This is a genomic window from Mycobacterium sp. IDUB_1 (genome assembly GCF_055419625.1).
This window is the reverse complement of the sequence record NZ_JBVAYA010000005.1, coordinates 287988-301318: the sequence shown is the minus strand read 5'-3', so window position 1 is coordinate 301318 and position 13331 is coordinate 287988. Positions and strand designations below refer to the sequence as shown.

The 13331-nt window shown below is 66.9% G+C and carries 12 protein-coding genes and 1 pseudogene; 7 read left to right on the top strand and 6 right to left on the bottom strand.

Annotated features, from left to right (window positions below; all coding sequences use genetic code 11):
• Nucleotides 1-9: 9 nt before the first annotated feature.
• The gene (locus tag ACZYYX_RS25550) at nucleotides 10-1275 is read right to left on the bottom strand and encodes a DUF445 domain-containing protein (protein WP_463817550.1); all 1266 of its coding nucleotides are present in this window, start codon (nucleotides 1273-1275) and stop codon (nucleotides 10-12) included.
• Nucleotides 1275-1973: an Abi-alpha family protein gene (locus tag ACZYYX_RS25545; protein ID WP_463817548.1), complete on the bottom strand. Its 699-nt coding sequence runs from the start codon at nucleotides 1971-1973 to the stop codon at nucleotides 1275-1277. The genes ACZYYX_RS25550 and ACZYYX_RS25545 overlap by 1 nt, the downstream gene beginning before the upstream one ends.
• 137 nt (nucleotides 1974-2110) lie before the next feature.
• On the opposite strand from ACZYYX_RS25545, the gene ACZYYX_RS25540 reads away from it, so the two are divergent.
• Nucleotides 2111-2260: a hypothetical protein gene (locus ACZYYX_RS25540; RefSeq protein ID WP_463817546.1), complete on the top strand. Its 150-nt coding sequence runs from the start codon at nucleotides 2111-2113 to the stop codon at nucleotides 2258-2260.
• Between the two features lie 21 nt (nucleotides 2261-2281).
• Here the strand turns inward: ACZYYX_RS25540 and ACZYYX_RS25535 are convergent, their stop codons facing one another.
• From ACZYYX_RS25535 to ACZYYX_RS25520, 4 genes are read right to left on the bottom strand one after another with little or no spacing between them, the layout of a single operon-like run.
• On the bottom strand, nucleotides 2282-3244 hold the full coding sequence (locus ACZYYX_RS25535; RefSeq protein ID WP_463817545.1) for a Gfo/Idh/MocA family protein: 963 nt from the start codon (nucleotides 3242-3244) through the stop codon (nucleotides 2282-2284).
• On the bottom strand, nucleotides 3241-4113 hold the full coding sequence (locus tag ACZYYX_RS25530; protein WP_463817544.1) for a sugar phosphate isomerase/epimerase family protein: 873 nt from the start codon (nucleotides 4111-4113) through the stop codon (nucleotides 3241-3243). The genes ACZYYX_RS25535 and ACZYYX_RS25530 overlap by 4 nt, the downstream gene beginning before the upstream one ends.
• Complete coding sequence (locus tag ACZYYX_RS25525; protein WP_463817543.1) at nucleotides 4110-5126, bottom strand: Gfo/Idh/MocA family protein; 1017 nt, start codon at nucleotides 5124-5126, stop codon at nucleotides 4110-4112. The genes ACZYYX_RS25530 and ACZYYX_RS25525 overlap by 4 nt, the downstream gene beginning before the upstream one ends.
• Nucleotides 5123-6277 (bottom strand): phytanoyl-CoA dioxygenase family protein, encoded by a 1155-nt coding sequence (locus ACZYYX_RS25520; protein WP_463817542.1) that lies wholly within the window; start codon nucleotides 6275-6277, stop codon nucleotides 5123-5125. Before ACZYYX_RS25520 ends, ACZYYX_RS25525 begins: the two co-directional genes overlap by 4 nt.
• A 107-nt stretch (nucleotides 6278-6384) precedes the next feature.
• Between ACZYYX_RS25520 and ACZYYX_RS25515 the strand changes: the two genes are divergently transcribed.
• The 6 genes and pseudogenes from ACZYYX_RS25515 (at nucleotide 6385) to ACZYYX_RS25490 (ending at nucleotide 13331) form a co-directional block, all read left to right on the top strand.
• The gene (locus tag ACZYYX_RS25515; protein WP_463817541.1) at nucleotides 6385-7389 is read left to right on the top strand and encodes a LacI family DNA-binding transcriptional regulator; all 1005 of its coding nucleotides are present in this window, start codon (nucleotides 6385-6387) and stop codon (nucleotides 7387-7389) included.
• A 352-nt stretch (nucleotides 7390-7741) separates the two neighbouring features.
• The gene (locus ACZYYX_RS25510) at nucleotides 7742-9682 is read left to right on the top strand and encodes a 2-oxoacid:acceptor oxidoreductase subunit alpha (protein WP_463817540.1); all 1941 of its coding nucleotides are present in this window, start codon (nucleotides 7742-7744) and stop codon (nucleotides 9680-9682) included.
• Nucleotides 9679-10755: a 2-oxoacid:ferredoxin oxidoreductase subunit beta gene (locus ACZYYX_RS25505; protein WP_463817539.1), complete on the top strand. Its 1077-nt coding sequence runs from the start codon at nucleotides 9679-9681 to the stop codon at nucleotides 10753-10755. The genes ACZYYX_RS25510 and ACZYYX_RS25505 overlap by 4 nt, the downstream gene beginning before the upstream one ends.
• A 46-nt stretch (nucleotides 10756-10801) precedes the next feature.
• Nucleotides 10802-11416 (top strand): molybdenum cofactor guanylyltransferase, encoded by a 615-nt coding sequence (mobA, locus tag ACZYYX_RS25500; protein WP_463817538.1) that lies wholly within the window; start codon nucleotides 10802-10804, stop codon nucleotides 11414-11416.
• A 950-nt stretch (nucleotides 11417-12366) separates the two neighbouring features.
• Nucleotides 12367-12600, top strand: a pseudogene (locus ACZYYX_RS25495) (transglycosylase family protein); the annotation flags it as partial.
• A gap of 215 nt (nucleotides 12601-12815) precedes the next feature.
• Nucleotides 12816-13331, top strand: coding sequence for a transglycosylase family protein (locus ACZYYX_RS25490; protein WP_463817537.1), 516 nt, complete (start codon nucleotides 12816-12818; stop codon nucleotides 13329-13331).

The window sequence follows — 13331 nt, the reverse complement described above, 5'->3', positions numbered from 1 at the left end:
GGGCGTGGCTCAGCGGGTGACGAGTTCGATGATCTGCACCTGGATTTCACCGACCACGCCGCCGAGTACCGCACCCACGGCGATCATCAACGGCTCGTCGTCTTTGAACACAGGCCGCAAAATGGACTCGTACTCCTCGTTGGTGAGCCGGCTCATCTTGTCGATGATCGTGTTCTCCAGGTCGATCACCTCGGCCGCATAGCCCTGCGCTTCCGACAACGTCGACGGGAGCCGCTCGAGCACCAGGGCCACCACCCGGTCCTTCATGGCCCGGTATCGCTTGGTGCCCACCGTCAGCGCGACCAAGGGAGCGGCGACGCCACCGGCCTGCCTGTCGATCGCGCCCTCGATCTCACGAGCGACGAGGGCGAACAGTTTGTCCGAGCCGGGGCCGGTGATCAGTGCGTCGAAGAGGATGTCGGGCGCGAACAGGTCGTCGGCCAGGATCTTGGCGTAGTCGCGGGTGATCTTCTCCCGCTGCGCATGCAGGAGACCCTGAAATGTGTAGAAGCCCAAGTACTTCCGCGGATAGATGGGTCGGAACAGCATGTTGAGAGCGATGTAGTCGCTGATGAATCCGACCGCGAATCCGAAAGCCGGCATGATCCACGGGTTCTGGAACAGGGCCCACGCCACCATTTGGACCAGGCCGATGAAGAACCCGAAGTAGATGCCACTGCGGCGGACGAAGGCCATGGCGTCGGTGCTGACGCTGCGCATCAGTTTGACGAGCTTCTCCTTGTTGCGCACCAGGGTCGTCACAGCGAGGAACTGGATGTCGAGATATCGGGGAAGATCGGACTTGATCTCGGTCATCAGATTCTGGGTGAGCGCTGGGATCTGACCGACGATGCGGTCGCGTACGGCACGGCGGCCCGCTTCGGGGAGGCTGTCCCAGAGCCCGGGTCGTACCTCCTCGGCGAGGTCCCGGATGATCTCCTCGATCGCCTCGTTGAGCGGTACCTGCAGCCGATCCAATGCCTCGTCGACGTCGAACCGGTCGAGAAGCTCTTCCGGTTTCAGCAGATTCGAGGTCAGCAGGTGGATGGTGGTCGAGCCGACCTTGCCCGCGCGACGGGGGACGATCCCCTGCCAGCCGAAGATCCCCCACCCTGTGAAATCCAGCGGTCGGTAGAGCATCTCGACGGCGACCAGCTTGGTGCTCCAGCCCACGAATGCGGCGATGAGCGGCATGGACAGGTAGATCCACCAGTAGTTCGAGACATCGGTGGTGATCTCGCTCCAGCTGGCGATTGCCTGGTGAGTGGCCGTCATCACCGGAGATTGCCGGTCGCGGCGGCCCAGAACTCGACCCCCAGCGCGGACAGTGTCAGGGTCGAGCGCTCCACCTTGGCCGGAATGGGCCCACGGGCGCCGTTCTTGATCGCAGCCAGCACCGCGGTCTCGGCCATCAGCAGCTCGTAATCCGTCTCCAGGTCCCGGTCCTCCGGCCCGATGTCGACCAGCCCCAGCGACAGCAGGTGACTGACGTACTGCGGCACCATCTCCGGGAGCGCGACGTTGGCTGTCCGACCGATCAGCGAGGCGTTCTGGAGCACAGGGCGTGTCGTCGCCCGCGACTGGCCCCAGATCGAGATGGTGACGACGGGCGACCGGGATCCGTCCGACAGCGCACCGAGAATGCGGGCCTCGTCGGCCACCAGTTGGTCGAGAAGTCGGTGGAAGAACTCGATCCGGCTCCCTCGGGTGTTCTGGTCGAGCGCGCGCTCCAGCAGATGGGTGAGTTTGCCGCCGAGCGAATCCGGTGCGGTCTCTCTGGTGTCGACTGCTGTGCCGGCATCGGCGTCTGCGTCGTCGGCCGTCGGGGTCGATTCGGTCCCGTCGAGTGCGTCCAGGCTGTGCCGTAGTGCGTCGACGATCTGCTTTCCTGTCCAGCTGTAGACGTCGAGTCCGACGCGAGCCGCGCTGACGGCGTGGCTGAGCAACTCCCGGGGGTCGTACGGCTTGGGCATAGGGAGAAACTAGTCGTACCGCACGGCGCTGACCTCAGCGTTGCCAAAAGCTGGTCGGCCAACATTCACACGATCGACACCGTTTCGCCGTTCGCTGCGGCGGGCCCGTAACGCGTCCTCGCGGCACAATGGTGGACATGGACAGGGAACTCGAGGCACCGGCGACCGTCCCGGTGTGGCGTGATCCGCTGTCGGCGGGGTGGCGCGCACACCGTGGCCTGCTGATACTGCGGCTCCGATGGCACGAGCGGCGGACGGCCGGCGCCACCCCAACCGGCAGCGATTAGCCTCAGAAGCGTCGACGCCGATCAGCGCGGCGCCATGCCCGCGGCCAGGTAGGTGTCGTCGATCAGGCCCATGTTCGCCAGCGCGTCGGCGAGATCCAGCAACAGCGCTTCGCCGTTCTCCACATGGGCGGCGAAGGCTTCCAGCTGGTAGGTGTACGACGCGCGGTTGCCCAGGTGTTCCACAGTTTCTCCCTGGGCGGTGGTGATCGTCACCCGGTCGTCGCGGCGCGGGTTGATGAAATCGTGCACGAATACCGCGCCATGCGACCCAATGATCCGCAGGGTGAACGAATACTCGTCCTCGACCATCGAGTTGGTCGTGAATCCCGTTGCGCCCGAGTCGAACACGAACTCGGCGTCGAATCGCTCATCGACGCCCGGCGTGCGTTGCACCGCCGTCGCCGACGCCACGCGCGGCGTGCCGAAGCGGCGCATGATGTGCAGCGCATAGCAGCCCAGATCCATCAGCGCACCGCCAGCCATGTCGAGTGACCAACGCGGGTCCTCAGCTGGCGGCTCGGGCATCCCCATCGCGACCTCGACGCGCGCGAGCTCACCGATGGTGCCGTCAGCGGCCACCTGGAGCGCCCTGCGCATCACCGGATGGAACAGGTAGTGAAAGCCCTCCATGACCGGGACACCCGCGGCGTCGGCTGCCGCCGCGACACGCGCCGCCTCGACACGATCCCGGGCGAACGGTTTCTCGGTGAGCACCGGCTTGCCCGCATCGACCGCGGCCAGGTTCCACGGTGCGTGCAGAGCATTCGCCAGCGGGTTGTAGATCACGTCGACCTCGGGATCGTCGATCACCTCTTGGTAGGAGGCGAGAACCCGCTCGACGCCGAACCGGTCGGCGAAAGCCTTCGCCCGCAACGGGTCCCGGGCCGCGACTGCCACCAGGCGGTGACCGAGCTCGCGGGCCGGGCCGACGATCGCGTTCTCGGCGATCCGAGAAGCGCCGAGAACGCCGATCCGCAGGCTCACGCCGAGACGCCCGCAGCTGTTCCCGTCACGAAGGTCACGCTGGCGCGGACATCGGCGAGCGGTCCGTCTCCGGCGGGTTCCCCAGTGAGAATGGTGTCCTGCTCCATCACGTACCACCCGTCGAAACCGCTGTCCTGCAACGCCGTCACGATCCCGGCGATGTCGACATCGCCCTGCCCCAGCGGCACGTACATCCCGGCAGCGACCGCGTCGGTGTAGGTCAGCTCACCGGATTGAACGCGCGCCGCCAGCGCAGCGTCGACGTCCTTGAGATGGCAGTGCTGGATGCGTTGGGGGACCTGGCGCGCCAGCTGCAGCGGATCGGTGCCACCGATCAGCAGGTGCCCGGTGTCCAGGCACAGCGGGATACGCGAGCCGGCGAGCACCCGATCGACCTCCGCGCGATTCTCGACCATCGTGCCCACGTGGGGATGCAGCACCGCGGTCAGACCACGTTCGGCGACCGCTTCGGCGAGCCTGTCCAGGTTGGTCAGCAGCGTCTCCCACTGCCGTTCCGACAACTCCGGGCGGCTGTCGTACCCGTCGGCGCCCGTGGCGGCCGCGAGGACGACCACGCCCGCCCCGGCGGCCACCAGGGAATCGAGCGGTCCGGTGAGATCGGCGACCGGGTCGTGGGTCTCGTCGAACAGCACCACCGGCACGAACCCGCCCACACACTGCAAGCCGAACCGATCGAGTGTCGCGACCAGATCCGCCGTCTCGGACGGTAGGAAACCCTCCGGCCCGAGTTCGGTCGCGGTCAGACCGGCACTGGCCATCTCCGCGAGCACCCGCTCCGGCTCGAGCTGGTGGCCCCAGCCCGGTACCTCACACACGCCCCAGGAGATCGGAGCTCCCGCGAGTTTCACTGCTGTGCCTCCTTTTTCACCGTGTCGATGGACACCGCAACGCCGCGCCGCAGCGATTCGGTGGCCGCCTCCGCGATCCACGCGACCTCGACCGCGTCGGCGACGGTGGCGCCACGGATCGGGGCACCGCCGACGACGTCGACGAACGCGCTGAGCTCGGCCCGGAACGCCTGGGTGAAGCGGTCCATGAAGAAGTGGTGCGGCTGACCGGTCGGGAACGCGGTGCCCGGGTCGCCGTTGACGACCGGCGCGCCCTCGTCCCACCCGGCGACCATGGTGTCGTCGAAACCGTGCACCTCGAGCCGGCAGTCGTACCCGCGACCGTTGTAGCGGGCGGCGGAAACCACGCCGAGGGCGCCCCCGTCGAATCGCGCGGTGATGACCGCGGTGTCGACGTCGCCGTACTCGGCGAACAGCGGGTCACCCTGGACGCTGCCGGTGGCGTACACCTCGACGACCTCCTGACCGGTCACCCAGCGGATCGCGTCGAAATCGTGGACGGCGCAGTCACGGAAGATGCCACCGGATCCGCGGATGTAGTCCATCGGCGGGGGAGCGGGGTCCATCGTGGTGCTACGCACCGTGTGCAGTCGTCCCAGCGAGCCGCCATCGACGGCCTGCTTGACCGCTGCGAACGCGGCGTCGAAGCGGCGCTGGTAACCCACCTGGACCGGTATGCCGGAGCCGGCGATGATGCCGGCCACGCGGGCGCTCTCGGCCGCGGTGGATGCGATCGGCTTCTCGCAGAACGTCGGCAGGCCCGCGTCGACCGCGGCCAGTGCCAGCTCCGCATGTGCCGGCGTCGCCGCTGCGACGACGACGCCGTCCACTCCGGCCGAGAGCAGCGCCGCTACCGAATCAGCCGGCGTGGCACCATATTTGGCGGCGACCTCGGCGACGACATGGGGCCGCTCGTCGGTGACGACGAGGCGGTCCACGTTCGGTAGGTTCGTCAAGGTCTCGGCGTGGAATGCGCCGATGCGGCCGAGGCCGATCAAGCCCAGTGTGGTCATGGTGTTCTCCGATCGTGGTAGTCGTTCAGCGCGGTGTCGAGCTGTTCGTCGGTGAGGTCCTCGTCCAGGGCGTCGGCCAGGATGTCGACCTGGCTACGCGGCGCCAGAGCGCCGACCGGGGGATCGCTGTCGAGGTTGGTGGGGAAGGCATAGCCCTCGGCGGTGGCGATGACGACGTTGTGCAGCTCGTGCTCGGGCCGGCCGGCGGCGCGCATCCCGCGCAGCACCGGGTACACCGCGCGCACCATGGCGGTGCGGTCGACGGCCTCCATCGCGCGCCCGAACGGGGAGCTGACCTGGAGTAGATTGGCGATGCGCCGGATGTCGCCCGAAACATTGGCTCCTGCACCGTGATACAGGGCGGGATTGAAGAACACCGCGTCGCCCGTGGCCAGCGGGACCTGGACGTGATGGTGGGCGAAGTAGTCGATGAACTCCGGTCGATGGAAAGCCAGGTAGCCGCCGGCGAAGCGCTGGGAGAACGGCAGCAGCATCGTCGGGCCGCTCTCGATCGGCATGTCGCAGTGCGCGACGGCGCCCTGCAGGGTCAGTGCCGGCGACATGCGGTGCAGGTGGGCGGGATACTGCTCGAGGTGCTCGACAGGAACGAACCCGAGGTGATAGTCCCGGTGCGGAACCTGTGCTGCACCACCAGGATTGACGACGTTGACTTGCGAGGTCACCTGGTAGCGAGGGCCGAGCCAGGCCTGGCACACCAGCGCAAGCGCGTCGTTGGCGTAGTAGTCGGCGTAGGTGTGCGGATCGCGCAGCGCCAGCTTCTGTGCCGCATTCCAGATGCGATCGTTGGCGCCAGGCGCACCGAAGTGGTCACCTGCGGTGCGGTCGCCGCGGCGCTCCTCCTCGATGATCGCGAAGAACGCGTCGTTGGCGCGGGCTACCACGTCCGGCGTGAACGCTCCTGCGAACACCACCACCCCGGGCCCGTCGGTCAGCGCGCGGATCACCTCGGCCTGCAGTGCGCGCCGACCCTCGGACGCGACGTCTGCTGCGTACACGAGGACATTGCTGCGCACCTCGCGGGCATGTGGGTAGTCGGCCGGATCGGTCTGCTGTTCGATCTGCGCCCGGAACTCGTCGAGATCGCAGTCCGCCTCGCCGAGCCATGCCGCGGGGTGCAGGGAAGTGGTCATGACGGCTAGTCTTGCTGTGATCCGCACCGCAATCAACGGCAAAAACCCATCAAAAACACCTCAGAACACCCCGGCGAGCAGAACCGCGGGAGGAAAGGGCCACGTCGATGGCGCATCGGTACAAGATCCGGGAGATCGCCCAGCAGAGCGGGCTGAGTGAGGCGACCGTCGACCGCGTGCTCAACCGCCGACCCGGTGTCCGGGAAACGACGGTCGCCGAGGTCGATCAGGCGATCGCGGACCTCGACAAGCAACGCGCCCAGCTGAGGTTGAACGGCAGGCGCTACCTCGTCGACGTCGTCATGCAAACCCCGCAGAGGTTCTCCGATGCTTTTCGGGCCGCCGTCGAAGCCGAATTACCCGCGTTCGCGCCGGCCATGCTGCGGGCCCGCTTCCATCTCTGGGAGGCCGGCTCCACCGTGCAGATGGTCGACACACTGGCCCGGATTCGCGGCAGCCACGGCGTGATCCTGAAGGCGCAGGACGAGCCGCAGGTCGTCGATGCCGTAGGCCGACTGGTGGATGCCGGCGTGCCGGTGGTGACCTACACGACCGACATACCGGCCAGCGCGCGCAGTGCCTACGTGGGCATCGACAACCACGGTGCCGGTGTCACGGCGGCCTACTTGATGCAGCAGTGGTTGGGGGAGTCGCCCTCGGACGTGCTGATCACCCTCAGTCGCGCCGTGTTCCGCGGCGAGGGGGAGCGCGAGGTCGGATTCCGGTCGGCGCTGCGCGCCTCCGGTCGGACCATCGTCGAGGTCAGCGGCAGCGACGGCATCGACGCGAGCAATGAGAGGCTGGTGCTCGACGCGCTGGCGGCCAACCCCGGCATCGAAGCCGTGTACTCGGTCGGGGGCGGCAACGTCGCGACCGTGGCGGCGTTCGAGAAGCTGGGCCGCCCCTGCCGGGTCTTCGTCGCGCATGACCTCGACGCCGACAATCGCCGCCTGCTGGGCGAGGGAAAGCTGTCGGCGGTGCTGCACAACGATCTGCGCGCCGACGCCAGGCTGGCCCTGCGGCTGATCCTGCACGAGCGCGGGGCTTTGCCGGCGGAGATCGCCCGGCCGGTACCCATCCAGGTCATCACCCCCTACAACCTGCCCGCGTAGCGCTCGCTGATCGCTACTCATCGGTAACCTTTTCTGAGAGGCGTCGCGTCTCTCGACGCGACCCGACAACGTGACGAAAACCACATTCGTGTCCCGCCGCTACCGCGTTGACGCTGTCTGAACTGGGTGTTCGTCGGACTGCAACCTGCGCGTCATCTGCGGGCCTGGTATAGGCGCCCCTAAGAGCAGTGCCATAATCGGTACTGCCAGTGACACCAACTTCTTGACGGGTGTCCATTGACGGCGCACCGTGACGGTGGCGACTCGATGGGCATTCGCCCGAAGCTCACTGGAGGGCATGTGAGCGGACGGGCCGAGAAGGCCATCGAGAAGGCACACGGAAGGCAAGCGAGTGGCAGACAACGGCACCGTGAGTGCGAGCGCGCCCCGGCAGAAGCTCGAGAAAGTCGTCATTCGCTTCGCGGGCGACTCCGGCGACGGTATGCAGCTCACCGGCGACCGGTTCACCTCGGAAGCGGCGCTGTTCGGCAACGACCTCGCCACGCAGCCCAACTACCCCGCCGAGATCCGCGCCCCCCAGGGCACGCTGCCCGGCGTCTCGTCCTTCCAGATCCAGATCGCCGACTACGACATCCTCACCGCGGGCGACCGCCCCGACGTGCTGGTCGCGATGAATCCGGCTGCTCTCAAGGCCAACGTCTCCGACCTGCCCCGTGGTGGCCTGATCATCGCCAACTCCGACGAGTTCACCAAGCGCAACCTGGCCAAGGTCGGCTACGACGCCAACCCGCTGGAGACCGACGAGCTCTCGGACTACGTGGTCCAGGCCGTCGCGATGACCACGCTGACGCTCGGCGCTGTCGAGTCGATCGGCGCCAGCAAGAAAGACGGTCAGCGCGCGAAGAACATGTTCGCCCTCGGTCTGCTGTCGTGGATGTACGGCCGCGAGCTCGAGCACAGCGAGGCGTTCATCCGGGAGAAGTTCGCCCGCAAACCCGAGGTGGCCGAGGCCAACGTGCTGGCGCTCAAGGCCGGCTGGAACTACGGCGAGACCACCGAGGCGTTCGGCACCACCTACGAGGTCGCCCCGGCGAAGCTGAAAAGCGGTGAGTATCGCCAAATCTCGGGCAACACCGCGCTGGCCTACGGCATCGTCACCGCCGGGCAGCTGGCCGACCTGCAGGTCGTGCTGGGCACCTATCCGATCACCCCGGCCTCGGACATCCTCCACGAGTTGTCCAAGCACAAGAACTTCAACGTCCTGACGTTCCAGGCAGAGGACGAGATCGCCGGCATCGGCGCGGCGATCGGCGCGTCCTACGGCGGCGCGATCGGTGTCACCAGCACTTCGGGCCCCGGAATCTCACTGAAGTCCGAGGCCATCGGCCTGGCTGTGATGACCGAGCTGCCGCTCCTCGTCATCGACGTCCAGCGAGGCGGCCCGTCGACCGGTCTGCCCACCAAGACCGAGCAAGCCGATCTGCTGCAGGCGATGTTCGGCCGCAACGGTGAATCGCCGGTGGCCATCCTGGCCCCGCGCTCACCGTCTGACTGCTTCGAGATCGCCGTCGAGGCAGTGCGTATCGCGATCAACTACCACACGCCGGTGATGATCCTGTCCGACGGCGCTATCGCCAACGGCTCTGAGCCGTGGCGCATTCCGGACGTCAGCACGTTCACCCCGATCGAGCACACCTTCGCCAAGGAAGGCGAGTCGTTCCAGCCGTACGCGCGCGATCCCGAGACGCTGGCTCGCCAGTTCGCGGTCCCCGGTACCCCGGGCCTGGCGCACCGCATCGGCGGGCTCGAATCGGCCAACGGGTCGGGCAACATCTCCTACGAGCCGAAGAACCACGATCTGATGGTTCGGCTTCGGCAGGAGAAGGTCGCCGGCATCGACGTCGCCGATCTGGAGGTCGACGACCCCACTGGCGACGCCGACCTGCTCATGCTCGGGTGGGGCAGCAGCTACGGACCGATCGGTGAGGCCTGCCGGCGCGCCCGGCGCAAGGGCATCAAGGTCGCGCACGCGCAGCTGCGTCACCTCAACCCGTTCCCGGCGAATCTGGGCGAGGTGCTGGGCCGCTACTCACGCGTGGTCGTGCCGGAGATGAACCTCGGTCAGCTGGCGCTGCTTCTGCGGGGCCAGTTCCTCGTCGACGTGCAGTCGGTGACCAAGGTGGAGGGCATGGCGTTCTTGGCCGACGAGGTGGAGAGCATCATCGATTCCGCGTTGGACGGGACACTGGCCGAGAAGGAAAACGAGAAAGCCAAGTTCGCGCGGCTGGCTGCGGCCACCATCGAGACTGAAGCGACCGGAGTGAACGCATGACCGACGTGATGGGCACCGACCTCGGCTTGACGCCGCTGACGAAGATGAGCCTGGTCCCGACGACGGACCAGCCGCAGAAGGCCAAGGACTTCACCAGCGACCAGGAGGTGCGCTGGTGCCCGGGCTGCGGTGACTACGTCATCCTCAACACCATCCGCAACTTCCTGCCCGAGCTGGGGCTGCGGCGCGAGAACATCGCGTTCGTCAGCGGCATCGGCTGCTCGAGCCGATTCCCGTACTACCTGGAGACCTACGGGTTCCATTCGATCCACGGCCGGGCGCCGACGATCGCGACCGGACTGGCACTGGCGCGCGAGGACCTCTCCGTCTGGGTGGTCACCGGCGACGGCGATGCCCTCTCGATCGGCGGCAACCACCTGATCCACGCGCTGCGCCGCAACGTCAACCTGACGATCCTGCTGTTCAACAACCGGATCTACGGACTGACCAAGGGGCAGTACTCGCCCACATCCGAGGTCGGCAAGGTCACCAAGTCGACGCCGATGGGCTCGCTGGACTATCCCTTCAACCCGGTGTCGCTGGCGCTCGGTGCCGAGGCGACTTTCGTCGGCCGCGCGTTGGACTCCGACCGCAAGGGCCTCTCGGAGGTGTTGCGCGGCGCCGCCGAGCATCGCGGTGCCGCACTGGTCGAGATCATGCAGGACTGCCCGATCTTCAACGACGGGTCGTTCGACGCGCTGCGCAAGGAAGGCGCCGAGGAGCGGCTGATCAATCTGCGCCACGGCGAGCCGATCACGTTCGGCGCCGACGGGGAGTACTGCGTGGTCAAGTCCGGCTTCGGGCTCGAGGTCGCCAAGACCGCCGACGTCGCCGCCGACCAGATCGTGGTGCACGATGCAGAGCTCGACGACCCGGCGTATGCGTTCGCGCTGTCGCGGCTGTCGGAGCAGAACCTCGACCACATGGTGATGGGCATCTTCCGCAAGGTCAGCAAGCCGACCTACGACGATGCGGCGCGCCAGCAGGTCACGGCCGCGCGCGAGGCTCGCGCGCACGACACCGCGGCGCTGCAGGCGCTGCTGCGCGGCAAGGACACCTGGTCGGTCGACTGATCGTTCTTCGGGCATCCGCCCGCCGCGCTGAGCTAACGTCACCTGTGTGACGTCACCGCTGCCGTTGGCCGCTGTCATCCTCGCCGGAGGCGCTTCCCGCCGCATGGGCCGGGACAAAGCTGCCGTCGTGATCGACGGACCATCGGGTGAGACGACGCTGTTGCAGCGCATGGTGTCGATCGTGAGCCCCCGCTGCGCGCCCGTCTTCGTGATCGCCGCACCCGGCCAGGCACTGCCCGAGGTGGATGCGACGGTGCTGCGCGACGAGGTCCGCGGGGTGGGCCCGCTGCTGGCGACCGGGCGCGGCCTGCGGGCGGCCGCAGAGGCGGGAGTCGCGCATGCCCTGGTGTGCGCAGTGGACATGCCCGAGTTGACCCTCGACATCGTCGACACACTCGCTGGTCCCGCACAGCGGCTCGGTGTCGACGTCGTGCTTCCGTGGGATGGCCGGGACCACTATCTGGCGGGTATCTATCGCACCGATTTGCACGACGTGGTCGACGGGTTGATCACCGCGGGCCAGCGCAGCATGCGCGCGTTGGTGGACTCGGTCGACACCCAGCGGATCGTGATGGCCGAACAGCCGGCGTTGACCAACGTCAACACCGAGGCCGACCTGTCATCGGTGATGCCGCCGAAATTCTCGCAGCAAATTCGCTGAGAAATGACGTTGAATTCCGACGCGATGACGCGGAATTCGCGCCGCTTAATTAGTACATCGAACAGTTGACATGCGACGACGGCTTCGTCGGTGACGGTCCTCTTCGGGACTCGGTCAGGTATCCGTGTCGGACCTCAAAAGCTCTCCACGCCAACATCATTGGGGGTCCTTCGCGTGAAAGTGCCTTCTGCGGGACGCGGTTGATGTCCGCGGCTGACTTCGAACCCCACCGCACAATGGTCGGCGGAATGGTCGTCTCGGATAAAAGTCTTGCCTCTCTAGAATGGCCTCGCGACAACTCGTGTTCGGTTGTGCCGCAGGCATACCCGTGACGATCCGACTCGATCAACCGTGGGTCCACGCCACTCTGTGAGGCGGGTTGCGTGCAGTGGGAGAACCGGCGGTGGGAGGGCCGCGGCGAGGGTGTCGGGGGTCACAAAAAGCTGGTGATTTGGCTCACGCAGGCGGCGACGCGCTAGCCGCCCGACTTCGCCGTCAAACATCACCGCGACCAGCATGAACTCTCGACCATCGCGTCGTGATCGTTTCGTGATCTGCCAGCAATTGAACCGTCACCCGAGATGACTTTGCGTTTCCAGCTTTGTACGGTCCCAAACAGCTTCGAAAGCGAAGCCGATAACTCAACATCACGAACCAGCGTGTGTGTGGGCCACCGGAGGCGTAGCGCCTCCACCGGCGCCGGACTTTCCCGGCGAGATCGACTGCGATCTCCCCCAGTCGTACCCGACCGAGACGGTGCGACCCGACAACCTCCCCGCCCTTGACAGGCAGCACGGCCGTGCGTCCGCACGGCCTGTTTCGGCGCGCGCTCGGCGAAAGGACGAAAGTTGAAGAACATCCGCAAGACGTTTGGGCTGGCCACCATCGCCGGCGCGCTCGCCGTGGCACCCATGGCAGCGGTCACGGGTTTTGGGGCCGGAACCGCGAATGCGGACAGCGTCAACTGGGATGCCGTCGCAGCGTGCGAGTCGGGCGGCAACTGGGCCATCAACACCGGCAACGGTTACTACGGCGGCCTGCAGTTCACCTTGAGCACCTGGCAGGCCAACGGCGGCAGCGGCTCGCCGCATGGCGCCAGCCGCGAAGAGCAGATCCGCGTGGCCGAGAACGTGCTGCGCTCTCAGGGCATCGGCGCGTGGCCGGTGTGCGGTCGCCGCGGCTGACCCTCATACCACTCTTCACACGAGGCGGTGTCGACTTCGTCGGCACCGCCTCGTTGTTCTCACAGGCCTCTTACACCAGATAAGTAACGTCTAAAACTTCATTCTCATCGGTAACAGGTGATGTTGGTCACCCGACAGACCAGACAGCCGCAGCGTGAGACGCCTTCGTCGCATGCGGGCCTTGGGTCACAACGGTCGGGGAAGGACCGCAGAACATGAACATCAGCAGCCGTTTCACCAGAATTGTCAGCAAGGGCCTGATGGCCGCAGCGCTCTCCGGAGCCTTCGCCACCGTGCCGATGGCGCTGGACGGCGCCACCGCCACCGCCCACGCCGACTCGGTGAACTGGGACGCCATCGCGCAGTGCGAGTCGGGCGGCAACTGGAGCATCAACACCGGCAACGGGCACTACGGCGGGCTGCAGTTCAAGCAGGCCACCTGGAGCTCCAACGGTGGCGCGGGCAGCCCGGCGACGGCCTCGCGCGCAGAGCAGATCCGCGTCGCGGAGAACGTGCTGCAGAGCCAGGGCCTCAAGGCATGGCCGAAGTGCGGTGCCGCGGGCATGCAGGCCGCGCAGGTGTGGGGCACGAACCCCGCGCCGACCGTCGTTCCCGCCGCCGCGCCCGCCACTGCGAAAGGCTGCGCGAACCTGCCGACCTCCGCGCTCGGCGGCTTCGTGGACCTGCGCAAGATGTGCACGGCGATCTTCACGCCCCGCAGCGCGCGCTGA